Here is a 25,415-nt window from a genome sequence, read left to right as displayed (position 1 = left end):
GAAGGCTGACGCTGCTACGCAGCGCCAGCCTTCACCAACAAACGATTCGTCGATGACAATTAGCCGGGAGTAACATTATCCCGTGAGGCAACACGAGCGGACTTTCCAATTGTCGCGCACCAAGCAGTGTGATCGAAGCGCCATTTCGCTGCGTCTGGTGTCGTTCACATTTCTGCTATGGGCTCCTCCCGGTCCGTTCAACGGTGCCGGCGATGCGACGGCGGGACCGCCTCGCGCTCCAGGATCGAGTGCTTCTACGACTACGCAGTGATGCCTCGCGTGGGTCGAACGGGTAATAGTCGCATTTCGGTGCCGGCCGCGGGGTGGCGGGCTGCACCTCCCTTTTGCCAAACGGTTTATAGCGAAGCAGTTGAAACGCCCTGTGCCGGCTGACGGTTAGTTGCGTTAAAGCGTCGCCAACGCAAAGTGACACTTTTAATTACGCAATAGAGACAGATTTAATACGTTCTACGTGACCCAGTTGATTCATGTATCCTTACGCGTCCCTATCCTCACATTAGCCAGTCTCGTACCAGGCGTCGACGTCTGGCAAACGGCGTAAGGCAGCCATGCGCAAGGTTGAAATCCCGTTCCGAAAATGGCAGAACCCGAGGTCTCCCCTACCGAGAGAGCTTTCCACATCATCGAGATGACGGCTCAACTGGGACGTGTGTCGACCGTGGATATCATCACTGCACTCGGCATCCCGAAGACGACGGCTCACCGTCTCGTGAGCAATCTTGAGGAACTCGGCTTTCTCGAGCACGGCATCGAACGCGGGCGCTATCAGGTTGGTCCGCGATTGCTGGAACTCGCGACCAACGTACTCACCACTGCGTTTTCGCACGGCCCCGTCCACGCACTTCTCATGGAGCTTTCAAGGCGGACTTCGGAGACCGTGAGTCTTGGCGTCATGCGCGGCTCGGAGGTGGTCTACGTCGATAGCGCAATCGGCAACTCGCCTCTGACACTCAATTTCCAGAAAGGGCATCGTACGCCTTTACACTGCACGTCCAGCGGCCGCGTGTTCCTCGCCAACATGGATCAGAAGCAACTCGACGCTTATATCAGTTGACGTCAAAATTGGTGGCAAACTTGAACCGCCTATAAGGACTTCCCCATTTTGACAAGCGGGTTTTAATGCGTCACTGGTCAAGCTCCGGTGTCCTTCGAGACGTTGGTGGTGTGGACGGCGGCGAGACAGACTGCATGCCTATAAACGGCCTGAGTCACGCCCCGATGGCGGACCAAGCAAGTTTTGAATCATAAGCGGCTTCTGCCTCGGCAGGTGGAATGTTGCCGATGGGACCGAAGAGTCGACGATTGTTGAACCAGTCCGCACATTCGAGCGTCGCGATTTCAACGGCCTGCAGATTGCGCCACGGTCCGAGGCGATGGATCACGTCTGCCTTGTACAAGCCGTTGATCGTTTCAGCCAGTGCGTTATCGTAGGAGTCGCTCACGCTGCCCACTGACGGCTCGATGCTACGTTTCGATTTTTGGACATTATGGCTGTAGTGTCAAAGGCTCTTCCGCGCGTGCGACAATTGCGGTGACCTGTGCTCCCACCCGATCCACGTTCAGACCATGACGACGACCCTGATCGCTCCGCGCCCGCTCGACGCGCTCGACCTGCCGCCCGACCTTGACGGTCGCCACGGCGTCAACCGGGCGAACGGTCGTAAGCAGATCACCGCAGCAGACGACCTGAGCGCGATACGTGCGTGGCTCGCCCGTGTCGTCGATACGAAGACCACTTTCGAAAACTACCGGAAGGAAGCCGAGCGGCTCCTGTTGTGGTCCATCGTACAGCTGGGCAAGCCTTTGTCATCGCTCACGCACGAGGACCTGCTCGCCTACAGGCTGTTCCTGGAGGATCCACAACCGTGTTCGCGCTGGGTGTCGGATGGCGGGCGCAAGTTCCCGCGTCACGATCCGCGCTGGCGGCCGTTTTACGGGCCGCTGGCAATCTCAAGCCAGCGCCAGGCGATGGTGATCCTCAATGCGCTGTTTGCGTGGCTGGTCGAAGCTGGCTACCTGGCCGGCAACCCGCTGTCGCTATCGCGCCAGCGGTCCCGTCGTCTGGCGCCTCGCATCACCCGATACCTCGAACGCGACCTCTGGCAGGAGGTCAAGGTCTATATCGACGGCCTGCCCCGTGATAGCGATCGGGAACAGGAACGTTACTGGCGCGCTCGATGGCTCTTTACTTTGCTCTACCTGGGCGGCCTGCGGATTTCGGAGGTCGGTGGCAACACGATGGGCAAGTTTTTTTGCCGGCGTGACAACGAGGGGCGCGAACGGTGGTGGCTGGAGGTGCTTGGCAAAGGTGACAAGGAGCGACTCGTCCCCGCCTCCGTCGAGATGATGGTCGAACTCGCGCGCTATAGGCGCGCGCGCGGGCTCGCACCGCTCCCGTCCTCGCGCGAGGACACGCCGCTGGTGTTGCCGCTCGGCAAATCCATGAAGCCTCTCACGCGGGCCGCGCTGCACTCGATCATCAAAGGCATCTTTGCTGGCGCAGCGGACAAATTAAGGCTTCGCGGTGAAGACTATGCCGCGCGTGCTACGCATCTCGAGCGCGCATCCGCACACTGGCTGAGGCACAGTGCCGGGTCGCACATGGCCGACGGCAACCTCGATCTGCGACTCGTGCGAGACAACCTTGGACATGCATCGATTTCGACGACGAGCATCTATCTTCATAGCGACGACGATACCCGTCACCGCGAGACAGAAGAGAAGCATCGTCTGGACTGGTGAAGTGCGGATTTCGGGCCGGACAGCAATTTCACGGTAAAGCGAGACGGCTCCGGCCGGACCTCTGTGCGTGCCGCTGCGGAAAGGATAGGCTTGGGGCCGACTATCTGGACTATCCGTGTAAGCACGAACGACCATGCAAATAATTCGGAATCCTTAATTATGACTGCCGTGCAATGCCAATACGGTCGGCGTGCAGATTGTTCAGTATGATTGGTACCGCTCCCCGAGCCGGCAATCGGTGTCGATCTCAGCGACCGATTGCTCCAGCGCTCATCTCTCCGCCCTGGAAGCAAAAAAAGGCACGGCGTCCAGGCAGTCTCCCCGCCTGCCCTATTCGGTATCTGATGCCAACAGGACTGCGACCACCATCGCAGTAACACTGATGTCGCCACTACGATGCACACGCAAGGGGTCGGTCACTGCAAGGTCGCTATCAGAACTCACATCGCGCCTGCGCCCCGTGGGCGTCAGCCGTTCTGATGGCGCCAAGTTTTCATTCAGCACGCACAGATGCCGCTGCCGGTGATGTTCGCCATTGAGCTGTGGCTGTGCTTTTTTAACGATGCGGTCCGTTCGACCACGGGCGACGACTAATCGTAGAGGCTCGGCCTTCCCTTCCGAATCCCGGTCCAGCACCACCCATTCCCGTTCCGGAAAGTCCACCACGGGAAACGGCATCCACACAGGCCTCGATCTGCCGGTGACGTCGTCGGCTTCACGCAGATAGCAAAAAAAGCTGTCAAGACACGCGCGAGCGAGCGCATGGAGAATTACCCAGCGATCTGCCGCCGTGCTCCAATGTGCGAGGCCGACTGGCGCAAGAAGCGAGAGCCAGGCCAGAATTCCCAGCGGCCCGTGTTCACTCCGAGCTAACAGATGGGATGGAATGCGAACGCCTTCCCATTTTGTTCGCCATCTGAGCATCGCGTGCGCAACCGGACAGAATAGTGTCGTTGTTCTGGCATCAAGGCACCAGGTCAAATGGCGGGCTGCGCTGACAGAACAGGAGCGATGCCCGCCTCCGACACAGCGAACGACGTACCGCTTTATCGCCTTATAGCAGGCGAGCGCGTCGATCGTAATGTCCTCGCCGGGATGTGAGCGAGGCGCGCCGCTCCCGGACGCGCCGTCACGGTCGTAATATCGTGCCAGTACATGCAGGCTGGCGTCTGTATCGTCCCGAATGAGCCGCTCGCAGAAGTCCCCACCGGTATCCAGGCGGCTCCCACAATGCGGCGCTGAAGCGAGCCATGAAAGCCGTTCCGCGGTTTGACCGGGCAATCGCAACAGTCGCACTACGTTTGGAGACCGGCGTCCAAACCAGCCCCGGCAGAGACCCTGTGCCAGGCTCTGCCGATAGGCGGAAGACAATCGTAAAGCGTGGTCGTCAAGCCTACGAAGCGCCGGCGCCCAATCATGTCCGCACGACGGACAACTGAACGGCGCACGAAAAAGGCTGGCCCGCAGGCGATACACGGCCATCGCCTCCCCACATTGCGCACAGCGATCACGAAGGGCGCAACCGTGAAGAGGACACGTATTGCAGCCGCTGAACTGGAATGCGGTAAGGTGGACACCTTTCGACGCGCACTGCGTACACCAGCGCAGTGACGGACCGCGCGTCGCACCGGTCCGTTGAAAGCGTGGCGGAAAGGCAGCGGCGACATCCGATAGGGACATGTGCATCAGGTTCGACATCTGAACGAGATCGAACTTCTCCGCATCGTGTAAATCGACATCACGCTGAAGTCCCGTTGTACCAGGGTTACGCAGGAACATCATCGCGACCGCTGTACATGACAGGCTGTTGAGCTGCTGGAATTTGGCGAGCAGCATGAAGGCTGACTGTCCGGATACATTCCAGTCGTCCCGCCAGCACCATTCCGCCGACGAGGTTTCATTGGCGAGTGGTAGCAGGATCTCGAAGCGCCGTTTCATGGACCGGCCGGGCTGTCAACGAACACGATGCGCAGATCCTCCAGCGCCGCGGCATAATCCGACTCCTCCACGGCCAGCGCCCACAACGCCGGACTAAGCGCGAATCCCGGCGCATCATGTTCCAGGTTATCGCCAAGCACGATTTCCACCGCACGGGCGACATATTCCATCGGCAGTTCCATCGTGAAGTCGAAGCGCGCGTTCCTGTGCGCCTGACCGAACGCTTCCCAAACCAGTTCACTCTGGTGTCCGAGCCGGAAGCCTGAGTCGTACGCATGCTGCAGGAAAAACCTGGTGAACGTCCAGTCGCTTCCTTCCGGAAACACCGACTCGTCGTACGCGCTGAGCGATACTTCGAGATCAGCGGCGGACTGGAAGCCCTGGAAGCGCATCTCCTCGATCATGAACCGCGACACGATCTGCGATGTATCGATGCTCTGTCGGAATGAAGTCTTGCGATTCAGGATGCTCGGCTGACCCACCAGGAACGTGTACATCCGGATGCCCCGGCGCTCCATCTCGTCCTGCACGTCGCGCAGCCACTCATAGTGTTCGAGTTCAAGACGTTGGGCCTCGTCAACGAACACGACAAGCGACTTGCCCGATGCACGCTCCACGATTTCGGTCAACCTGTTGTAAAGACGGAAACGTCGCTGCAGGGCCGAGCCACTATCGGGACGTTCATGCCGGGCGGCCGCCAGAAGCATCCCGAAAAACAGGCTTTCTGAACGGCTTGGGTTTTGCGGCATGCCCAGATGGAAGATCGCGACTCGGGGTAACTCGTCGCGCAGCAGGCGCTCGCAATACCGGATCGCGTACGTTTTCCCCCAACGGGTATGCCCGTAGATCATGGCGCCGGATACGCCACGCCGGATGCAACGGAGAATACACATGTACATCGCGCCGATCGACGGCGTCGGCACCATGTAGCCCCTGTTCAGCAGCGGATGGGCGTCGGGCGCAAGAGGACGCGTCGTCGAGAGAAGCATGCCGTCAGGAAAACGTGAAGATCTGCGTCAGTCGGAGCGCTGGCCGGGCGATACGTGATTGCCTTTGCCTCTCAGTCGCCAAAGGTTGCGGCAGCGTGTCCGGTGATGGGGGGGCGGAGAAAGCCGTTCCCGTCGTGTGTGACTTCGCCCGATCCGTAAGCATGCGGGCAAGATCGTTTGCACTGCGCTGGTGATGGGTCGCTTCGGACTTCTTGTAGGCGAACCACGCCTCGACCGGGTCTTCTCCATCCCGGTACGCCATCTTGCGCTGATGGACGAGCCTGAAGATCTCCTGTCGCACACGCAACGAGTGCTGGGAAAAACACCATGGCCGTACTGCGGTCAGCATGCCCACTTCAGAACCATCCATGAAAAAGGCATGGATATGCCGGATGTCCTTCACATTGAAGTAGACACGCAATTGCTGACCGATCAGCGATGCATTACTTGAGAGGACACTGTTGGAGTAGCGTACATACTCGAAGTTGATGTGCGGACGCACGCCCCGCTTCGCACTGCCGCGTATCGTGACGACGCGAGCCTCCTGCAGCAGGCACAATGTGCTGCGGCGGGCAATGGGTAAGGTCTGGATGAGACCGGAACCGCGTTCAAGAAGAAAACGCATCGCCTCGAGCGGTGTGCGACCACCCAGGCCGGTGTGCGGCTCGCCATTGTAATCGGCGAGCACCACATCAATGACATCTTCGAGTTCATCAAGGCTCATCAGCAACGACAAATTCCCGCCCACGTCATTGAGCGCGCGTTCCACCGCCTGCGGCGCCCGTCCCGTTGTTCCGGGCAGCCGATGCGCAAAGTGAGACGCGATGTGGTCAAAGAACCGCTCGACGAACGCCCGCTCATTTTTTTCGCAAAGCGGCCCGTTATCGGTCCAGCAGCCGACCACGCCAGTCAGTCGATCAAGCGTCGCCTTCGCGAAATGCGCCTTTGCAGCGTCGAATCGCAAGGTGCTCCAGCACGCCCACGCAGTCGCGGGGATGGTTTCTGAGGGGAACCCGCCGCCTGCGCGCACGCGCAGGCCGGGAATGCGGTACGCCCGCGTTTCGTGCGGCTTCAGGGTCGCCTGCAACGCTTCAGCAATATCGTCCTTGTTGTATTCCCTACCTAACGCAAGGCTGTAGCCGATCACTGCACGCGTCGCGACATCAAGCAGAATCAGGATCCAGATCCGGTGAAGCGCGAGAAGGGTTTCGAAGCCGAGCGGGTCATCGATTCTTAGCGTGATGCGCAGGTCGATCCTGTGACCGTCGAATTCGACAACATCAAATGGCCGGGCAGCGGACTTGCGCACATGTTCGCCAGTATCGTTCCAGGGATGGCCGATCTGTGCTGCGCCGGCTGCCTGCGCCGACCCATCAAAATGCCGGTCTGCGAGGCGTCGAATGTGAGTCGCCAGCGAACGCTCGCCGAGATGCTGCTGGTTAAACGGATAGTCGTTTGCGCCGACACCTGACCGCCGACACTGGTCGAGAAAGTCGCGATGCAGACGCCGGAGACTTCTCAGTACCTCGCGTCGTCCGCCGTTCTTTCGGCCACGCTCGTCGACTTTGCGCTCGATCCATTGCGAGATCACCGGATATCGTTGCAACAGTTGTGCGAACGCCCCGGTCGCCCCGCCTCGGACACCATCGCGGGAAAGAACGACAACGGCCGTGCGCTGGTACCCGCGAATATGGCTGTAGGGGATCAGCGCGCGCACACCGAAAATCCTTCCGTCGTCATGGACCGCAGTGCACCGCTCGAACAGCCTGTAGAGGTCGTTGAACCGTACTCCAGTCAAGCGACCGATTTCGCGCAACGACGTCTGCCGGTCAATAAAGAGCGTTATCGCCTGAATGCGCCTTCGCAGCAGATCACGATCGGCACTGGACAAGCCGCTGTCATCTGCGGATGGCCACTTCGCAATATCGCTCAATTCCTCTGGTACCGATTGCCGGTCGAAGCGAAGGTCGCCGAAGGCCATCATCTTCATCCGCGCACCAGCAGGGTATGTCGACCGATTGGCTCAAGGGCAAGAGTTGGACAGCGTAGGCGACCGTCGAGGACCAGCATGAATGCGACAGTCCGTGCCAGCACGGGGTCTTGGGGGCACAGTCTGCCTTCGAGCTCAAGCAGGCTCGCGCCTCCCCCGCTCGAGTCAAGCGCGTGCTGCTTCATCCTCTCCGAGACGAAAGCGTGCCCTGCCGCAACGTGGTGAAGTATGGCGGCCTGATTGCGACGCAGTACCTCACCTGTCGCAGCTTCTTCCGGCTCGACAAGACAAACCTCCATTCGGGACTTCGCGGCCCACGCTTCGAACGCCGCGAACCAGCGCGGGGGCATCGTGGCCCATTGCAGTTCCGAAGTCCGAAGCAGGATGACGAGGCGCTCGGTGTCATTGGCTTTCGCCCAGAAATCTATCCGACGAGCCGGGAACGCACCACGAGCACGCAGCGGGCGTTCGCAATAGCTGACGATATCGGGATCGAACTCAAGCTGCAGCCACGCGTTCAACGCTCGATGGCCGAACAGTGTCAGGCGACGGTCAATCTTCAGGCCATAGACATCGTAGCGATGCACTCCGTAGGGACGCGCATCGTCGACCGGACAGACGTACCGCGGGTTGGCCATTGCGGCCCCCAGTTTCCTGAGACGACTATGGAGTTGTAGTACAAAAACGAGGGAAAGCGAGAAGGAGTGAGTCGACGCCCCGCCCCGCCGATAGCGCGCGCACTCGCGCTGCCGGCAGCGCGCGGACCCTCCTATATCCCGGAAGGTGCAAAAAGCATTGATGTACGGATACTACACTTTACGTAATGAATCATACGTTCGGTGTGACGACTCCCGCCGCATAGCTTGTGCTCGCCGGAAAGTCCGCAACTAAACGCGTCCAGGTGGCGGTATGCCGATTTTTCCGTGAAACATTTTCACGCGATCGCCCGGCAAAGCCTTGATCGACGGCGATCTGGCGGATACATCTTTTGTTCACCAATGTTTCACGGGCCCGCGAGCCGTCTGGAGCAATGCGGGCGGAGGCGCGAGTCGAGGTCATCGCTCGGCAACCGGCATTTAATAGTCCTAACTTTATAACATTTACTTCGACTGTTTGCGATTTCGAACTTTTGCTTCGTTTCGACCGCAGGCAAATCTGGAAGCAAGGTGCCGCCGAAGCCATATAAATAGGACGGTCGCGCTTCCGACGGTGCTGTTTCTATTACTTCAACCGACGACCGACACTGCTGGCCCAGTCGGCCAATCAACTGCTCGACGCATTCGGCTCCGGCAGGGCGTCGCCCGGCTCCGGAAGCGCGGCCGCCATGATGGGGCTGCTCGCCGTGAAGCTGATCTGCACGGTGTGTCTCAAGAGCCTCGAAAAGGAAAGCTGCCGCTCTGCGGAAGCGACGCTGCGCCACATCCGCGACCGCATGGTCGAGATCGATCCCCTGTTGCGCGTGCTGTTCGAAAAGGATGCGCGCGAATTCGAAGAGGTCATCCGGCTCATCGGCGAGCGGGAAAGCGCAACCACACCGGAAGCGAAAGGCGCCCTGTCCCGGCAGATCAACGCCATGCTCGAAGGTGCAACGGACAACGTGTTCGAGATTATCGACCTGTGCCTGCCGCTGATCGACCACGGCGTGACTGTGTTCAAAAACGGCTGGGGTACGGTCCGCGGTGACTCCGGCGCGGCCATCAGCTCGGCGATTGCCGCGGTCACGTCGGGGCTCTTCATTGCGAACCTGAACATCAAGTGGCTGAAAGGCAGACGCTACGCGCGAGACAACATTGGCCGGGGAACTGCATTGCTGACAACCCTGCAGCAGAAGCAGCTCGCCGCGAATGCCTGCATTACGTCCCTGAACTCCGAAGCACTCGCCTCCATCGAGGTCGAGGCCACCGACGACCGACAGCTGCCACTCGAGCTTGACGACAACGTCAGCGCGGCGCCCGCGAGCGGGGAATCGCCGTGACCCCTCTCCTACGCACCACCCCGCCCGGCAATCCGTTCGACGCGCTGGGCGCCGCCCTGCTCGCCAGGCTGGCTACGGAGCAGGCGGATTTTCCGATGCTGTGCGGCGACCAGCTGCTCGGTTTCCATCCAGTGCCGAACCAGTGTCACGACAATGCCGACCGCTGGGTGAACGATCACCGGGGCGACTTGGTTCTGCGCGGCTGGCTGCTCGATGCCGAGGGCGATCCGGACACGCACCGCCCCTATCGCTTCGTCGCCCACTCGGTCGTGCTGACCACGCTCGGCCGGATGCTTGACGTGACACTGCCGTCAAACGAACGGCCGCGGCGTTTTCTCGTGCATCCGTACAACGTGTGCGGCTTCTTCGGGATTCTCTGCAGTCCGCCGTTGGCGAACTCGCTGCAGGTGTATGTCACCGCCACCACGCCGGAGGACGCGTCGTGAGCGCTTGTGTCCCGCGGTCCGAACCGACCGCCCTCCCCTACAAATCGCCGTTCGCCCGCGCGAGCGGGCAAGGGCGGGCGGATTGCGCGCAGACCGTTAGTTGCGTCGTGCGCGGCACTCATGTTCGCGCAGGAGGATTCCGATGAACGCGGTGGGCCGCATCGAGCCGGACTCCGTCGTCCCGGCCAACGTTCCGCAGGCGGTCGTCGGCCACCGGCCCAATCGGCTCGAGAGCCCGATCCTGCCGCCGTGCCTGTCCGACGAGGAGGTGGTCGGCCGCTGGCTTGCGGCCAAGGCGACCGGTCGCGGGCGGCTTGCCACAACCACACTTGCGCAGTACCGCACCGAGGCCGAGCGTCTGTTCTGGTTTGCGCGACAGACCGGCACGCCGATCTCGTGCTGGGGGCTGGATGAGTTTTCCGCCTACATCGGCTTCCTGCAGGCGCCGCCCCGTGGGCGATTCGCAAGCCTGGCGTACGGCGCGGCTCACCCGGCTGGCGACCTTTTCTCCGACCACTCAGCGACCGCTCGGCCGGCCAGACCCAGAAAATCGTCACATCGCTGTTCGACTGGCTGCGCGACGTCGGCTACCTGCAACTGAATCCGGCCACCGGGCTGCCGAAGGTCGGCCGGCGCGAGCCGGAAAAGCAGGCGCGTTTTCTGTCCCCGGACGACACGGCGCTGCTGCGCGAGACGATTGCTGCCCGCTCGGGCGCCGAGTCCGGCCGCGAGGCGCGCCTGACGAATGCGCGCGACCTGTTCGCGGTGGACCTGTTTGAACGGACCGGCCTGCGCACCACCGAGGTGGTGCAATGCCGGATGGGCCATGTACGCATCGAACCGGTGCCGCAGGCACTGCGCCGCGAGTTTCCGGACGCCCCGCCCTTCCAGTGGCTGCTGCGCGTCGAGCGCGGCAAGGGCGGCAAGGCCCGTTGGGTACCATGCGACGAGATTTCACTGTCGCTGCAAGCCTACCGGATCGCGTTTGGCCTGCCACCTGTGCCGCTGCCGGACGAAGACCTGCCGCTGCTGCTGTCGGTGCGACGCTCCCGCTGGGGTGAACTCAAGGGCGTCCGCAGCCGCACTGCGATCTGGAAACTGGTCACTGGGCTGTGCAGCGAGGCACTCGCCTACGCACGCGCTCACGGCCGGCGCGTCGACGCCGACCGGTTTGAACGCGCATCCACGCACTGGCTGCGCCATACCTACGCCAAAGGGCTCGCGCAGGCGGTCCGCGATGGTCTGGACGCCTCTGCGGCGCTCGAGAACATGGGCCACAGTGATCTGCGTACCTTTCGCCAGTACGTCGACGACGAACCACTGAGACGCGCGCTGGCGACGCAACTGGCCCGTACGCGCGTGACACGCTAACGTTCGGCGCGTTTGCGAGACTGCCGGGTGCCGTCGCGCCGATCAAGGTCTCCTCATCGCGATGATCAGCGCTGCGAATACGGCTGGCACGCAGGGCAGTCACGAACTGTCATTTCCGGGATGCCCTCGCCGATCACGATCCGGCGCTCACCGCTTCCGTCGAAGAAACCGTCCCCCGCGCAACTAGCCAGTGCGCTGAACACCGCGGAAGCGTCCCGCTGCTGGCGCCTCGCCTGTTGGGCAGCAATCTGCCCGGCCTGTACCTGATGACTGAAATCGGCCGTGCTTCGAGAGGAAGTTGATTGGCGTATAGACCCAGTGTGAGGTGATCTGTCAGGTAGCGGCGGCGGCGAGAGGAAGTAGGGGAGTTCTAGCGCAATGCCACTTGAGCACGCCGAGATATAGACACGTCGCCAAACGATCACGCCTCTGTGGACCACACAGGCGAGGGGCGCAATTGCAAGAGGAAATACCATGACATGGAACAACATCAGGAAGATGGTCGCGCGCGCCGCGGAGATACTAGTCACATTGGTGACCCCTACGGTGTGGTTCGCCTCGACCGTAGGGGCTGCCGTGAGGCGAGGTTTCGTCCGTCAAAAGGTGCAAGGGCACCGGACGTACATGTTGTAATGGATGTTCGCACTGATACATCTTCTCGCATCTGACGCCTGTTATTAGAGCTAGTTTTGCTTAACAAGTAGCGATTTTTCAGGCCGAAGGTGAACAGGGATGCTTACTTGCCGTTGAGATGAATGCTTGTCGCGGGCTTTGGGTCTGGCACGAAGAGCGTCTGAGTTCCAGTCTTTTCGCATTCAAATTGACAGGCTGTGGCGCCAGCGCTGACTTCCGTGCCACGCTGCTCTATAGCAGCTTAGCTCCTGCCTGTCTGATTCCATCGGATGCGTGTCTAGAGTCTAGACATGTTCACACCTCGTCCACCTCGATCGTCGCTTCAGGAGCCGTGAACTGCTGAGATTTCGACCGCGATTCTCCTGCGTCTCTAGACTCTGGACGGGCATCGAGGTGGCCGCATGAAGCCGCTAACCGCTGCCCAATCTCGTGTCTAGAGTCTAGACACGCATGCTCTTGGAAGGATAGCGACCCAGCCAGCGGTGTGTCTAGACTCTAGACACTTTGGGAACGGCTGGACGAAAAAAAGCCCGCGCAAGGCGGGCTTAAGGGTGAAGCGCTCCTCAGTTTGTTTTCGGATGAGCGTGGAACATCTGGCTGATAAGCTCCCGAATCTGCGTCTCCTGCGCGTCGGTGAGCGCGCCGGCCTTAATCTTCACCGTGATACCACTGATGTCCTTGGTAATGGAACCGGCGTGTTCCTTGCCAGAGAAAAACTTGTCGATGCTCCGCTCGCGTGCAGAATTCGACGTTGTCGTTCGGCGAGTTGCCAACGCCTTAATCGCCGCGGCCACCTTCCCCTGGTCCATGTCGCCCTTCACAACCAGCGGCCAGAGTTCCATTGCTGCGCTAACACCGTCTTCGCCGTGTTTCTTGATGGCCGCAACAATCGCTTGAGCAGCAGTCCCGCCAAGCAGCCGCGGCTGTATGTCGAGGTCCTTCCTGATGAAGTCCGGCAGATTTTCAAACGAGAGGAATTGGTACAGCCCGCTGCGGGACATACCTAGGGCCTCGGCCATCCGTTTACGGTCAGGAAACTCCTTCTCCGTCTGCCGCATGGACATTGCAACTTCATAGTCGGATAGGTCGTCACGACTAACATTTTCCACTAGGGCTAGCACAGCCATGTCTTCGTCGGAGCACTCCACCACGACAGCCTTGATGGCATCGAGTCCCACCATCTTATGTGCGCGCCACCGACGTTCGCCCGCCACAATCTGATAGATATCGTCGGCTCGGCGGACCACGATCGGCTGCATAAGCCCGACTTCGCGAATGGACTCGGCCAGTTCCGACAGCTTTGCCTCGTTGAATACTCTCCGCGGCTGCCAGGGGTTCGGTACGATGTCAGACACAGACAATTGCGACGCGGCGCCAGTGGACTCCAGCTCTTGGACACGTAGTTGCGCTACCGCAAGCGCACCCGCAAGGCCCGGTGCCGTCTGCGTTCGGTTGCTACGCTTGACCTCTTCTTCCTTGATAGATGAGGTCGTCCGGATACCGGACGTCTTGGCCAGCAGCTGCTCTCGCATGTTGCTCATTGCGCGTTCCTCCATTTTTCTGCATAGATTTCGTCCACCCATCGGCAGTAATCGACAAGGGGCTGTCGTACACGCTGCAACGACTTGGCCGCACTATGGGTACTGCTTACGTCGAATACCGTCGAAAATGCCAGCGCTCCTGTGCTCATCACTGAACTGGCCGGCACTTCAATCGAATGCAGCCAACTCTCGTATGCGCTCTGTGCCCATGCGCGCACGATAGGTGCGGACGAGGTGCGCCCGTAGTCGACCCTCGAAAGCATGAGCGAAATAAAGTCGTACTTCTTGTCCTGCTCATACTTGATGAAACTCTTGGATACATCTGAAAACAGTCGCCAGAACGATAGCGAGCTGATGAAGTCCAGATTTTCGGGAACCATCGGCATGACCATGGCATCCGCCGCCAACAGTGCATTCAGGTTGAGGTAGGACAGCGAAGGCGACGTGTCCATGAGGATGTAGTCGTAGCGCTTGCGCAATGGCTCGAGACCTTGCCGAAGCACCGTCCAGAACCGGAAGCCAGGCCGCATCTTCTGCATCGCCGGCAGATGGAACTCCGCACCAATCAATTCGGTGTGAGCAGGGATCACGTCAAGCCCATCCCAGTAAGTCGACTGAACCCTTGTTTCCAGGCCACCCTCGACGTCCTGATCGTAGATATACGGCAACACGGTGTCGTCCGGCGTCACATCCTTTTCCGCGTACAAGCCGCATAGTTCGGAAAGCGAGGCCTGAGGGTCGAGGTCGATGACAAGCACCTTGCGCCCGCGCAACGTCAGCCCTTGTGCGAGACACATAGTTGTGGTTGTCTTGGCCGAGCCGCCCTTCAATTGGGCGGTAATGACGATTTTCCCTTCCGGTTCACGCGTTCCCGTAACGAGTGGAGTCTGATAGATGTCGGAGACTTTCTGGACCCAAAGGCGTGCTTCCTCCAGAGTGAATGTGCGGGTCCTACCGGTACCGGCAGCAGTACCTGCCGGCAACTCTCCGTCGCTCTTGGTTGCGAGGTATTGGACCTGGGAATGAGAGATGTTGCACATCTCAGCAATTTCCCCTGTTTTGAAAACAGGAGCAGCTTTTCGCGGGCGAGGTGCAAGAATGGTGTTACGCAGCTCATCCGTAAAAATTGAGACCTTTTCAGCGAACTGGCTAATCTGCTCAAGAGGGACCGTTCGGTCTACAGCGGGAAGTTGGCTCGTTTTCACCATTCTGAGGTTTGTCCGTAAATTTCGATGAACCTCAGAATACATGAATTACATGAAATTTACTCTATAAATGACTGTTTTCGTGAAGACTTTCTGAAAAATCGCACGTGATTGCACGTTTCCGGTTGACTGGAGTACGGCCGACAAACTTAGAGGAGGCATTTCCTGCTCTTCCCCGACCGCTGTCACTCTGCCGCATTCTCGTCGATTGGGCACTGTTATTCCCGAGCCGGTCGCCAGACGGTCGTTCATGGTGAGGTCGCTTGTGCTAATTCTGAAAGAAGGATCGCCCCCCAAACGGCCTTTGCACAAAAATACGGCAAATGGTGAGGTTCATTGTGCTACGAACACATCAGCGCGTTACGAGCTTTCTCACGCAGCACAATTGACCTCACCTTCCTCTCCAATTTTCACCGCCTCGCACGAGCAGAGGTTTTTATACTGGTGTCTGTGCACAGGCTTGCACAATGGACCTCACCTTCAATCGGATGCTTCTTTGCGGATCTAAAACGTGTTTCTGCTGAAGCGGAACACAAGCTGGAGCGAAACTGCTGCTTCGCACAATCAACCTCACCTTAAGGGACGCTCGCCAAGTTACCTCCTGGTAACGGGTTGGTTTGCTTTTTCTAAAAATCAAACAACCCAACAAACCAACAGAGGCATGTGACTTAGTTTATTTTCAAACACTTAACCTTCAAAAGGTGAGGTTCGTTGTGACAAAGGTGAGGTCGGATGTGCACGAAGGTGAGTTTCGTTGTGTGGGCAAGGTGAGGCCGGTTCCACACGAAGGTGAGGTTAGATGTGCGAGATTCGCTCGCGCGTACCAAGGTGAGGTTAGTTGTGCATAGTCGCGCAGGATCTAACTCCAATCACTCGGGGCAAGGGTTTGAGGGGAAATACGGTTCATCGTGGTGAGGTTGATTGTGCTGGGGTGAGGTTCATTGTGCATGGCAGATGAGCGAAGCCGGCAGACAGCCAGTACGATCGGATGATGGTGAGGTTGTATGTGTTGACAGCTCACCCACGAATGCTACATTTCCGAAAGCGAAAATGAAGAGCGGATGAGAATATGGCGGCGGAGGACAATCCGGAGGAAGGCAAGTCGAAGGTGACACCGCGACAGATGGCGCTCGCGCTGTTCGAGGACATGTTCGACTTGGGCTTGCCCATCAGCGAAGCCAATCGTGAAATCGGATACCAGCGTAACAACTTCTTCACCCAAGTCGTTAACATGGGGCTGCCAGCGCGGCGCTTTCTTGACGCCGCGTATTTCATTGTCGCCCAGGAGCAGGAAGCACGAGACCAGTACGACGTTGAGCTGAACTACTTCAAGTGGTTAATGCGCTATGACAGCCGCAATCTCAAGCACTTGCGCACTATCGCGGAAGAAGCTCAAGACGCGAAAATCCAGGTTACCGATACACCGATCGATCGGGACCCCACCGAAAACGATCTGTGGGTATCAGTCCAGTTGATGGGCATGGTCGGCTTCCACAGGGGGCGCATTCGATTCGACGTGCACCCTCGGCTGGTCCCGCAAATCCGTGACCCAAAAAAATCCCACTGGTTGAGCCTACGCATATCGACGGCTTTTACACGCAGCCTAGCGCGCGCGATCTATGACCAGGTCCTCCCCAGTGTCCCAAATGGCCGAACGGAATGGATACCGCTGGAAGACATGCGAAATTGGCCCGGCAGAATGGGAGCGAACGCTGCCATCTTTAAATACTTCAAGCGCGACTGGCTAGAACCAGCTGTGCGTGAAATCAATGAGGTGTCGGACATCGAGCTGTCCTACGAGACCAGGACCGAGTCCAGCACGTCGAAAAAAATCGACCGTATAAGGTTCCTGCTCAAGCGCAAGGATACCGCCGACGCTGCGCTGGCCAGCTTGGCTGACGCCAGTCATCTGTACAAAATTCTCAACGAAGAATTCAACCTGTCTACCAAGCAGTTCAGCGAGATTTCCGAGAACCGCGAAGTCTGGACCGATGCGCACATCCAGCAGGCTGTCGAATACACGCGATTCAAGCTCAATCGTGGACAGATAAAACGGAGTCCCGCCGGCTACCTGATGCGAGCCCTACGCGATAACTGGAAGATGTCTGAAGCCGAGCGCAAGATGGTCGAGGTTCAGGCGAAGCTACTTACCGAAGAAACTGAAGCGGATGTCGTAAAAGCCGAAACCCAGAGTTCGGTCGCACGCAGCCTCGCTTCGCGCGAAGAAGAAGTCCGTGCACGCATGAATGAGGAGTCGCGTAAGGGCCGCGAACACTTCAACGCGGCGGACGCCAAAACCCGCAAGGAACTGGTCCGCGCGTGGGTTGCGTCGAGGGAGGGCAAGCTGATGCTGCGTCGTATGAAGCTCGAGGCCGCAGCTGTAGTGGAGGAGGACATCGTTGCGAATACGGAATTGGTTTGGTACCTGGGGCAATTCGTATTTGGGCGCATGAATTCGTCTCGCTCATCGGCGTGAGTGTCAGCATGGACATCTGCGCGTTTCGAAGCGGTCCGCGCTCACGACCTTTTTGAATCACCGGCAGCCTGTGGGATATCTGGGGTTAAAGGAAGCGTCCCGTTTGCGCGGATGCGGCGCCATGCGGTAGGGTGGGCGTAACCGGCGGCTGCGGTCCGCGGGAACGGTCCATTACGACTCGAAAGGGATAAACGATGACTGAGCAGGAACTGGTTGATACGGTCGTCGCCGCGAAAAGTGAAAGCAAGATGGCGATCGACTCGCTTATCGATGCGGTGACCACTGCGGTGGCAGGGAGCGGAATCGTGCAACTGATCGGTTTCGGTTCGTTCTCGAGTGGTGAGCGCGCCCCGCGCGTGGGGCGTAGGCCGGCAAGCGGCAAAGCAATCCAGATTCCAGCTGCGAAGACGGCCAAGTTCACGGCCTGCAAGATGTTCAGGGAGGCGGTGAACGCGTCATGACGAAGTCCGACATCGCGGCAGCCGTTTATGCGGGCCTGCAACGCGAAATTGCTGACGTGGTGGAGTCCACGCGCGAAGCGACAGCCCGCAGTATCAACGCGTTGATGACGGCAACCTATTGGGAGATTGGCCGACGCATCGTGGAATTCGAGCAGGGTGGTGAGGGCCGGGCCGCTTACGGCGAAGCACTGATCAAGCGACTCGGCGCCGATCTGTCCCAGAGGTTCGGGCGAGGTTTCGGCTGGCGCAACCTTTCGCAGATGCGCGCGTTTTATCTGAGCAGACCGGCGGAGCAGATTTTGCAGACGCTGTCTGCAAAATCCCCGTCCTCAAAAATAGTCCCGACACTGTCTGCAATTTCTGCCGGACGACACTTTTCTGAATCACCTGCGCGGAACTCTCCTGACCTGACCGCCGTGGCACAGGCGTTTCCCTTGCCTTGGTCGGCCTACGTGCGCCTGCTGTCGCTCAGGAATCCCGCGGCCCGCAGCTTCTACGAAGCCGAAGCGCTGCGCTGCGGCTGGTCAGTCCGGCAGCTTGATCGGCAGATCGGCAGTCAGTTCTACGAGCGCGTCGCCCTCTCGCACAACAAGGCGGCGATGCTGCGAAAGGCAGGGCAGGCCGATGCTGACGACGCTCCTACGCCTGAACAGGCCATTCGGGATCCGTTCGTGCTGGAGTTTCTGGACCTGAAGGACGAGTACTCGGAATCCGACCTCGAAGACGGCCTGATCCGTCATCTGACTGACTTCCTGTTGGAGCTTGGTGACGACTTCGCCTTTCTCGGTCGACAGCGACGGTTGCGGATCGACGACGCTTGGTTCAGGGTGGATCTGCTGTTTTTTCACCGGCGACTCAGATGTCTCGTGGTGATCGACCTGAAGGTGGGCCGATTCAGCTACGCGGATGCCGGACAGATGCACCTCTATCTGAACTACGCACGTGAACACTGGATGAAGCCTGGTGAAAACCCGCCAGTAGGTCTGATTCTGTGTGCGGAGAAGGGCGCTGCCGAAGCGCACTATGCGCTCGACAACCTGTCGAACAAAATTCTCGCAGCGGAGTACCAGACCGTGCTGCCAGATGAGAAACTAATCGCGCATGAACTGGAGCGGACACGGGCCGAACTGGACAGGCGCAGCGTTGGAACTGCTCGCGCTTCTGATGTGGACTGATCTTGTGCGACCGGCACGAAACCTTGCGACTCGCCAACAAACAGGTGTACACAGCCAACGCGCGCCAGACTGAATTCGCGCGTCGGCGTTTCCCAATGGCGACCGAAGACGTCAGAGAACGGTAGCCCAAGTGAGTGCGGCGCTTCGAACGCAAACGCCCACAGCTGGCGTACGTAAGCGCAAGTCCTGACGGCACCGCGATAATGTTGCCACCAGATCAGCGCCTCATCACGAGAACATTTTCAGGATCACAAGTCATGCCCTTGCCACTCCGCCCCATTGCCTTCGTTCTGGCTGCATCGAATCATGGGAGCATGATTGTGAATCGCAATGACCATCACATTGACTCCAGTAGCCGCCCCTACGGGGTTGGCTTCCAGATATTCGACACTTCAAGCTTTGACGAGAGCGAAGTAAGCTTGGTGCTGGCATTGCTCGACTGCCGTCGCAAACATTTCGGTAACGATGTTGTCGCGATAGATGGAGGGGCCAATATCGGCGTGCATACGATTGAGTGGGCGCGACACATGTACGGCTGGGGGCACGTTCTAGGCTTCGAAGCCCAAGAGGCTTTGTACTACGCCTTGGCGGGGAACGTGGCGTTGAATAACTGCATGAATGCGCGCGTGAGGCTTGCCGCTCTCGGCGCGCAGTGCGGGGAACTGGTTGTACCGCAGCCGGACTATTTCACGCCGGCGAGCTTCGGCAGTCTGGAACTGCGTCCGAAGCCTGACAACGAATTCATCGGACAGCACATTGCCTACGATGCCGCGTCCTGCAATATCATTCCGATGATGAGCCTCGATTCCCTTTGTTTAGAGCGTCTGGACCTGCTGAAGCTGGATATCGAAGGAATGGAGCTCGAGGTGTTGGACGGTGGCCGGTCGATGCTGGCGAAGCACCGTCCGATCATGATCGTCGAAATTCTCAAATCCGATAGGGTGGCAATCGAGAAATTTCTTGTAGGCCTCGGCTACCGTGTTTTTCCGGCCGGTCGCTTGAACATCATTGCCGTGCATACTGCGGACCCGACGCTCAACCAGATCACTGTAAAAGACGATCAGCCAATCGTGGCGACTGAGTAACGACATCTGCGTCATCGTCTCGTCGCCGTGAGTCAACGGCTGCGAGAGCAGCGAATACTTCAAGAGGTTCTGCCACCGGCAACCGGCAACACGCGCAGGCGCGAGTAGACTACCTGTCGCCTGGAGCATTCACCCAGCGCTACTTTCTAAATCAGTCCGCGGCCTAACTCGTTGACATCCACGGGTTCCGACCTCCTTTTCAGAGTAGGTCGACCGCGCTGGACCGAAGCACATCCTCGAGCGTCGATCTCAAACGATCGACGCGCACAGGCTTCATCAGGTAGTGACGGAAACTCTCAGCGTCTGACGGCGTAATCGTCTCCCGCGGCATAGCGCTGATCCATACGATCGGAGTATGCTGATTGGGGCCCGGCGTCGTTCGAAGTTTACGTGCAAGCTCGGGGCCGTCCATGCTGGGCATCTGGATGTCAAACAGAAGAACGTCTTGGCGGATGGTCGCAAGATTGATCATTGCCTCGATACCATTGGAGGCAACAGCACATTCGTAATTCAGCGCTACCAGCAAATCACGAATGGCTTCACGCGCGAATTCCTGATCGTCGACAACCATGGCGCGGCGCGGCTTTCCTGCTGCACTCATCGGCCGCATGCGAGCAGGCGTCGTAGGGGCTTGGTGCTCGACATGCGCGACCGGGAGCGATGCGGAAAATACTGTTCCGCGCCCGAATTCGCTTGTCACGCTGATCTCTCCACCCATCAGGTCAACTAGACCCTTGACGATGGTGAGACCCATGCCTACACCATCTTGACGGGCGGCGCCTTCGGGCCTGATCTGTGTAAAGGCATTGAATACGTCGTCAATGCGATCAGCCGGGATGCCTACACCGCTATCGCTCACCCTGATATGCAGGACGGAGTGGTCCCATTTAGATCTCGATGTCATTGCAACATCAATTGTTCCCTTGTTAGTGTATTTGATCGCATTCGAAATGAGATTAACAATGATCTGACGCAGGCGCGCCGCATCCGCCATGTACTCATCCGCCTCTACGTCGGCACCGACTGTGAGCTCTAGCCCCTTGCCCGTGGCCAGCGGCAACATATCGTCACAGACACTGTAGAGAACCTCGGCCGCATCGAAACGCGCCGGACAAAGCGCCAGTTTTCCCGAATCAAGCCGAGCGTAGTCGGTCAGGTCACGCATCTGTGATTCGAGCTGTCTCGCGGCGCGGTCAAGACGGCTCATTACCCGTGCATTCGCCTCATCGGGGTTGCTGGCGACCAGCAACTCGATGGATGACGTGATGGACTGAAGCGGAGTTCGCAACTCATGCCCTACCGCGCCGAGAAAAGCGTTCTTTGCGCCGATGGCTTCGGCTGCCGCATGGTTCGCTCGCTGCTCCGCCGCAAGAGCAGCGGATTGCTGTGCGACAAACGCGCGGCGTCTCCTGTCATAGACGACGGCGAGTACACCCATCATCGAAGCCAGCACGGCGACACCAACGCTGGCGATAAAGATGTTTCTGCGTTTGCGGACGAAGTCCCCGTAGACGCTATCGCGGTGGGCGACTTCGAGATCGCCGATTTCGTATGCCAGCTGCCCACTATCCACCTTCATATTTTCGAACAACGGGATAAGCTCATCGGCCGAGCGGCGATCGGTATGCAGCTGCAGCAGAAGTGGCTCCATCTGTCTCAACGCGGTGCCGAGTCGCTCCATGGCCGGTTGGAACGAAGGCAGCCCGGCGAGCATATCTGCGGCTTCGGAGCGATGCGCCATTAGCGCATAGCGGGAGCGCAGTACATTGAATTTCGCTGTGACGGCATCGAAGTCTGGTGCGGTGCCCCGCTCGTAAAGGAGCACCTGCTGTTCAGTGTTGAGTGCCGCGATCTGGAACCTTGCAACTGTCCAGTAATGATTCTCCTGCGGACCCAGTGTAGAGATGATGCTGCTAGGCGAGAGCAACAGGTCGTACAACGCGTATGTCCATCCAGCAGCCGCGACCAGAACGCAAGGCAACAGAAATGCGAGGACACGATTGCCCCGACGAACACCGGGCGCCGGGTTCATTTAACGGTTATCCGGGTGACTTGCCAGACGAAGCGTGCATCGTAGGTTGCAGTGTTTAGTTCGCCAGGGTATTTGTCGCGAGGATAGATAAGCCAAGCCGGTCCAAAGGTCGAAGGAGGCAGCGGCTTGCCATCAGCTGTCAGCGCGAGGATAACCCCGTATTTCTCAGCATCTGCTACGGGCACATCGTGACAGTAATCGTCAACCGCACAGACTGACAACATTGAACCCCCGGCCCCGACGCGCTTCAAAAGCGCGGAGAGCAGAGGGCCGGAAAACGATTCCCTCTTCGTCCAGTTTGTCGAAGTAACGATGGTCGCGGAAGCCGTTGACATCAATTCTGCTTGCGAAAAGCGGTAGCCATGCGTGGCCGGATCGTTGACGTTGGAAACTTTGCCGTTAATGATCAGCGGCATGAATTGATCGGCTTGCACGGCGCCCACAGACAGGAGGCTGCAGGCGAGAGCGATCGAGAAATACTTCATAAGGAAATGTTCCGCGGCGAGCCTGCCGCTGGTAGCGGTTATCGAATGTTCTGATCGGACGTCGGGATACAGCTGTCCCCGAGCGTGACGGCGCGGTAACCAATGCGCTGTGGGATGACTCGCGTTTCAGCCGTACGGTATTATAGGTTCTTGACCTGAATCATCCGGCCCCAAATCAGGATGCGAGCGACGCTCGGCAATTGACTACCAGATTCTGGATCGCCTGCTTTACGCGCATGATTTCCAGAAACTCGGGATCGGCGTCCTCAGTGCCCTGCGGCCAGAGCGAGTGCGCCTCACGCGCGAGTTCATCGATACGCGAAAGCATCGATGATTTCTGCGCGCCATCTGTCGCGAGGCTACCGGACTGGATAACTTCCTGGCACCGGTGGAGCGCCTGAAGGAGGTCGGTTAGGCGCGCGACGGTAGAAGGTTTATCGTTTGTCATACTTGAAAAAAGTAAATTTGCTTCGACCTGCGGTCGTCACTAAGAGAAAATGATTTTCTGACCGGAAGTTCGAAGAATACCGTAACCGGAGCGAACATTGAGAACGCTGCGACCGATCATAGCAACGCTGGCGCTTGTGTGCATGTCATCTGCTTACGCCCAGGAGATGGATTTCTCTCTCGACGTCAGTGGAAACATCAAGAATTTCACCGATCCGGCAACGCATACATATCATTTCAAACGGAAGGATCTGCTCGCGCTCGGCAGCAAGACGATCAAAACCTCCACCAACTGGACGCCCGTCTGTACATGGCGCGGTCCGACACTGCAGAGCATCCTCGAAAAGGTCGGCGTGCAAGGAAAGGTACTGCACGTCTACGCTTTAGATGACTACCGCCACGATATTCCCGTGAGCGACGCCGTGCAGTACGGAGTGGTCATGGCGTATGAGCGGGATGGGAAGGCCCTGGAACCCAAGGGTTTTGGGCCGCTGATGCTGATCTATCCGCGCGATGACCATCAGGAGGACCTGAACCGGGCGTCGATCGAGGCTCGATTTGTGTGGCAAATTTATAAGATTGTCGTTGAATGATTTTCCTTCGCCGACTTGGTGTCAAAAGAGTCCTCGGCGTCGCGATCGCTCTCCTACTGTCCGTATCCGGGGTATGGCTCTATTTCGCGTATTCGCTGCTCCTGTCGCCAGCGAGTCTCAAGGCGCTGACTGGTCCTCAAGAGAATTACTACTGGCCCGTGGCACAACTGGAAATCGCGGTCAACAAGGCAAAAAACACCCTTCTCCTGTACGGCGCAGGCCGATCGGATTACCGATCGGTGCAACTGCGCTTCGATGTGCTGCAGTCGAAATACGCCGTGTTGGCCGCACCATCCGATTCCACCCAGATTTTCAGCGGTAATGTTTCCTTTCGAGATGCGATCGTCCAAATAGGTGCTGTGATCGAGAAGGCGAAGCCTGCTATCGAACAGCTACCGCAAGATCCTGGCAAGGCTGTGGACCTGTCGCTTCGTCTGGGACAAATAGACGACCCTATGGCAGTCATCACGGATCACGTGAGTGAGGCCGAGATAGCCCGGCGTGATACCGTCTACGACGACCTGATCGAAAAGCGGCACCTTTTTTTCCTGAGCAGCCTGCTGCTGTTGCTACTCTTGGCGGGAGCGGCTGTCCTCGCCTTGACACTGGGCGTCGATCGCAAACGGCTGGCGCGCCAGCAACACGCCGCGATGAAAGCAGAACAGGACGCGGTACGCGCCAAAAATGCATTCCTCGGAATGATCGGGCACGAACTGCGGACGCCTCTGCAAAGTATCGTTAGTGTGGCCGATACCCTTTTGGATCGGCGATTTGCCGAAAGAGACGCGACGTTGATCAAGCGGCTGGCGGTGGCTGCAAGTAGGCTAGAAACACAGATGAAAGATCTTACCGACTTCGCTCGACTGGACGCCGGAGGCCTCACGTTGAGGGAGCGGGAATTTCAACCCGCCGACGTTATTGGATCGATGATTGACGACGTGACGACGTCTGCCAGGAGCAAGGGGTTGGAGGTCGTCGCGCTGGTCAACAATGGTGATGGCTGGTATCTGTCGGACCCCGATCGCATCAGGCAAATAGTTGGAAACCTGTTATCAAATGCGGTCCGGTATACGGATGCCGGTCGAATTCTTGTGCGTCTCGACGTGACGCCGTCCAGGGATGGGGCCGTCCTGGACATCACCGTTGAAGACACCGGGCCCGGCATACCTGCGGCGTCCGCTAGTCAGCTCTTTCAGCCTTTCACGCAACTGGACCAGTCCAATACGAGGAAACACGACGGCGCAGGCATTGGCCTCGCGATCGTCAAGGGGCTGGTCGATCTGCTCGGCGGATCGATCAACATCGACACTGAACCGGGGCGCGGAACGAAAGTCTCAGTGTCGCTGCCCGTCAAGGCAGCCGCGGCTGCTACAGAGGCCGATGGAACAGAGCTGCAAGTTACGGCGATCATCGAACGGAAGAGGGTACTTATCGTAGATGACCAGGAATCTGCAAGAGAGTCATTTGCGGATGTGCTGTCATCGTTTGGCGCGCATGTGGATGTTGCTGCCGACGCGGGCGAAGCTTTGGCTGCATTGAGTGAGGCTACGTATGACGCAGTATTGCTGGATGTGCAGATGCCAGGCGAAGACGGGATTGCCGTCGCTCGAAAGGTGCGAGCGACGCCGGGACCGAATAGGGATGTTCCTATCATCGGCATCAGTGCGTTTTCCAGGGAGCTGCTGAAAGACGGTGGAGCCGAACTCTTCACCCAACACCTGCACAAGCCTGTGCGAAACTCGGTATTAAAGCAGGCGCTACTGGATGCGCTTGCAGCTGACAAGCCACACTGAATTCAACCGAACGTGAT

21 protein-coding genes and 1 pseudogene are annotated in these 25,415 nt (G+C 58.6%); 12 read left to right on the top strand and 10 right to left on the bottom strand.

Annotated features, from left to right (window positions below; all coding sequences use genetic code 11):
* Window positions 1-598: 598 nt before the first annotated feature.
* Window positions 599-1,075 (top strand): IclR family transcriptional regulator, encoded by a 477-nt coding sequence (locus tag B0G73_RS34105; RefSeq protein WP_106285519.1) that lies wholly within the window; start codon window positions 599-601, stop codon window positions 1,073-1,075.
* Between the two features lie 154 nt (window positions 1,076-1,229).
* Here B0G73_RS34105 and B0G73_RS34100 read toward each other — a convergent pair.
* Window positions 1,230-1,496: pseudogene (locus B0G73_RS34100) on the bottom strand (integrase core domain-containing protein); the annotation flags it as partial.
* Between the two features lie 91 nt (window positions 1,497-1,587).
* On the opposite strand from B0G73_RS34100, the gene B0G73_RS34095 reads away from it, so the two are divergent.
* Window positions 1,588-2,763 (top strand): tyrosine-type recombinase/integrase, encoded by a 1,176-nt coding sequence (locus B0G73_RS34095; RefSeq protein WP_106285510.1) that lies wholly within the window; start codon window positions 1,588-1,590, stop codon window positions 2,761-2,763.
* 330 nt (window positions 2,764-3,093) lie between these two features.
* Here B0G73_RS34095 and B0G73_RS40240 read toward each other — a convergent pair whose 3' ends face one another.
* Genes B0G73_RS40240 through B0G73_RS34080 form a run of 4 tightly spaced genes read right to left on the bottom strand, consistent with a single transcriptional unit; the run spans window position 3,094 to window position 8,318 of the window.
* A complete protein-coding gene (locus B0G73_RS40240; RefSeq protein WP_146142578.1) occupies window positions 3,094-4,701 on the bottom strand; it encodes a hypothetical protein in 1,608 nt (535 codons plus the stop codon).
* A complete protein-coding gene (locus tag B0G73_RS34090) occupies window positions 4,698-5,690 on the bottom strand; it encodes an ATP-binding protein (RefSeq protein WP_106285509.1) in 993 nt (330 codons plus the stop codon). The genes B0G73_RS40240 and B0G73_RS34090 overlap by 4 nt, the downstream gene beginning before the upstream one ends.
* Window positions 5,691-5,694: 4 nt before the next feature.
* The gene (locus B0G73_RS34085) at window positions 5,695-7,680 is read right to left on the bottom strand and encodes a hypothetical protein (RefSeq protein WP_181196709.1); all 1,986 of its coding nucleotides are present in this window, start codon (window positions 7,678-7,680) and stop codon (window positions 5,695-5,697) included.
* Complete coding sequence (locus B0G73_RS34080; protein WP_106285508.1) at window positions 7,677-8,318, bottom strand: hypothetical protein; 642 nt, start codon at window positions 8,316-8,318, stop codon at window positions 7,677-7,679. Before B0G73_RS34080 ends, B0G73_RS34085 begins: the two co-directional genes overlap by 4 nt.
* Before the next feature lie 548 nt (window positions 8,319-8,866).
* Between B0G73_RS34080 and B0G73_RS34075 the strand changes: the two genes are divergently transcribed.
* The 4 genes from B0G73_RS34075 (at window position 8,867) to B0G73_RS34060 (ending at window position 11,472) form a co-directional block, all read left to right on the top strand.
* Window positions 8,867-9,655 carry a cyclodeaminase/cyclohydrolase family protein gene (locus B0G73_RS34075; protein WP_106285507.1) on the top strand — a complete coding sequence of 263 codons (789 nt, stop codon included), beginning with the start codon at window positions 8,867-8,869 and terminating at the stop codon, window positions 9,653-9,655.
* On the top strand, window positions 9,652-10,101 hold the full coding sequence (locus B0G73_RS34070) for a hypothetical protein (RefSeq protein WP_106285506.1): 450 nt from the start codon (window positions 9,652-9,654) through the stop codon (window positions 10,099-10,101). Before B0G73_RS34075 ends, B0G73_RS34070 begins: the two co-directional genes overlap by 4 nt.
* Before the next feature lie 142 nt (window positions 10,102-10,243).
* Entirely contained in the window at window positions 10,244-10,702 is a 459-nt protein-coding gene (locus tag B0G73_RS34065; protein WP_106285505.1) for a hypothetical protein, read from the top strand.
* 164 nt (window positions 10,703-10,866) lie between these two features.
* On the top strand, window positions 10,867-11,472 hold the full coding sequence (locus tag B0G73_RS34060) for a site-specific integrase (RefSeq protein WP_106285504.1): 606 nt from the start codon (window positions 10,867-10,869) through the stop codon (window positions 11,470-11,472).
* Between the two features lie 1,196 nt (window positions 11,473-12,668).
* Here B0G73_RS34060 and B0G73_RS34055 read toward each other — a convergent pair.
* Together B0G73_RS34055 and B0G73_RS34050 are read right to left on the bottom strand one after the other, a co-directional pair.
* Window positions 12,669-13,646 carry a ParB/RepB/Spo0J family partition protein gene (locus B0G73_RS34055; RefSeq protein WP_106285503.1) on the bottom strand — a complete coding sequence of 326 codons (978 nt, stop codon included), beginning with the start codon at window positions 13,644-13,646 and terminating at the stop codon, window positions 12,669-12,671.
* Window positions 13,643-14,854, bottom strand: a complete 1,212-nt coding sequence (locus tag B0G73_RS34050; protein WP_165848159.1) for a ParA family protein — start codon at window positions 14,852-14,854, stop codon at window positions 13,643-13,645. The genes B0G73_RS34055 and B0G73_RS34050 overlap by 4 nt, the downstream gene beginning before the upstream one ends.
* 1,066 nt (window positions 14,855-15,920) lie before the next feature.
* Between B0G73_RS34050 and B0G73_RS34045 the strand changes: the two genes are divergently transcribed.
* The 4 genes from B0G73_RS34045 (at window position 15,921) to B0G73_RS34030 (ending at window position 20,048) form a co-directional block, all read left to right on the top strand.
* Window positions 15,921-17,327: a replication initiation protein gene (locus B0G73_RS34045; protein ID WP_106285502.1), complete on the top strand. Its 1,407-nt coding sequence runs from the start codon at window positions 15,921-15,923 to the stop codon at window positions 17,325-17,327.
* 194 nt (window positions 17,328-17,521) lie between these two features.
* Window positions 17,522-17,788 (top strand): HU family DNA-binding protein, encoded by a 267-nt coding sequence (locus tag B0G73_RS34040; protein ID WP_106285501.1) that lies wholly within the window; start codon window positions 17,522-17,524, stop codon window positions 17,786-17,788.
* The gene (locus tag B0G73_RS34035; protein WP_106285500.1) at window positions 17,785-18,963 is read left to right on the top strand and encodes a YhcG family protein; all 1,179 of its coding nucleotides are present in this window, start codon (window positions 17,785-17,787) and stop codon (window positions 18,961-18,963) included. Before B0G73_RS34040 ends, B0G73_RS34035 begins: the two co-directional genes overlap by 4 nt.
* Window positions 18,964-19,220: 257 nt before the next feature.
* Window positions 19,221-20,048 carry an FkbM family methyltransferase gene (locus B0G73_RS34030; RefSeq protein WP_106285499.1) on the top strand — a complete coding sequence of 276 codons (828 nt, stop codon included), beginning with the start codon at window positions 19,221-19,223 and terminating at the stop codon, window positions 20,046-20,048.
* Between the two features lie 199 nt (window positions 20,049-20,247).
* Here the strand turns inward: B0G73_RS34030 and B0G73_RS34025 are convergent, their stop codons facing one another.
* The 3 genes from B0G73_RS34025 to B0G73_RS40755 all read right to left on the bottom strand — a co-directional run bounded on the left by B0G73_RS34025 (window position 20,248) and on the right by B0G73_RS40755 (window position 22,893).
* Window positions 20,248-22,080, bottom strand: coding sequence for a hybrid sensor histidine kinase/response regulator (locus tag B0G73_RS34025; RefSeq protein WP_106285498.1), 1,833 nt, complete (start codon window positions 22,078-22,080; stop codon window positions 20,248-20,250).
* Window positions 22,077-22,565, bottom strand: coding sequence for a molybdopterin-dependent oxidoreductase (locus B0G73_RS34020; protein WP_106285497.1), 489 nt, complete (start codon window positions 22,563-22,565; stop codon window positions 22,077-22,079). Before B0G73_RS34020 ends, B0G73_RS34025 begins: the two co-directional genes overlap by 4 nt.
* A gap of 175 nt (window positions 22,566-22,740) precedes the next feature.
* Window positions 22,741-22,893 (bottom strand): hypothetical protein, encoded by a 153-nt coding sequence (locus tag B0G73_RS40755; RefSeq protein ID WP_166679222.1) that lies wholly within the window; start codon window positions 22,891-22,893, stop codon window positions 22,741-22,743.
* A 262-nt stretch (window positions 22,894-23,155) separates the two neighbouring features.
* Here B0G73_RS40755 and B0G73_RS34015 point away from each other — a divergent pair, with 262 nt between their 5' ends.
* The gene (locus B0G73_RS34015; protein WP_106285496.1) at window positions 23,156-23,605 is read left to right on the top strand and encodes a molybdopterin-dependent oxidoreductase; all 450 of its coding nucleotides are present in this window, start codon (window positions 23,156-23,158) and stop codon (window positions 23,603-23,605) included.
* Entirely contained in the window at window positions 23,602-25,398 is a 1,797-nt protein-coding gene (locus B0G73_RS34010; RefSeq protein WP_106285495.1) for a hybrid sensor histidine kinase/response regulator, read from the top strand. The genes B0G73_RS34015 and B0G73_RS34010 overlap by 4 nt, the downstream gene beginning before the upstream one ends.
* The last annotated feature ends 17 nt before the right edge of the window (window positions 25,399-25,415 follow it).

The organism is Paraburkholderia sp. BL25I1N1, from assembly GCF_003002025.1.
Taxonomy (GTDB): Bacteria; Pseudomonadota; Gammaproteobacteria; order Burkholderiales; family Burkholderiaceae; genus Paraburkholderia.
The sequence above is the reverse complement of the archived record's forward strand: the minus strand, read 5'-3'. Positions and strand labels throughout refer to the sequence as shown.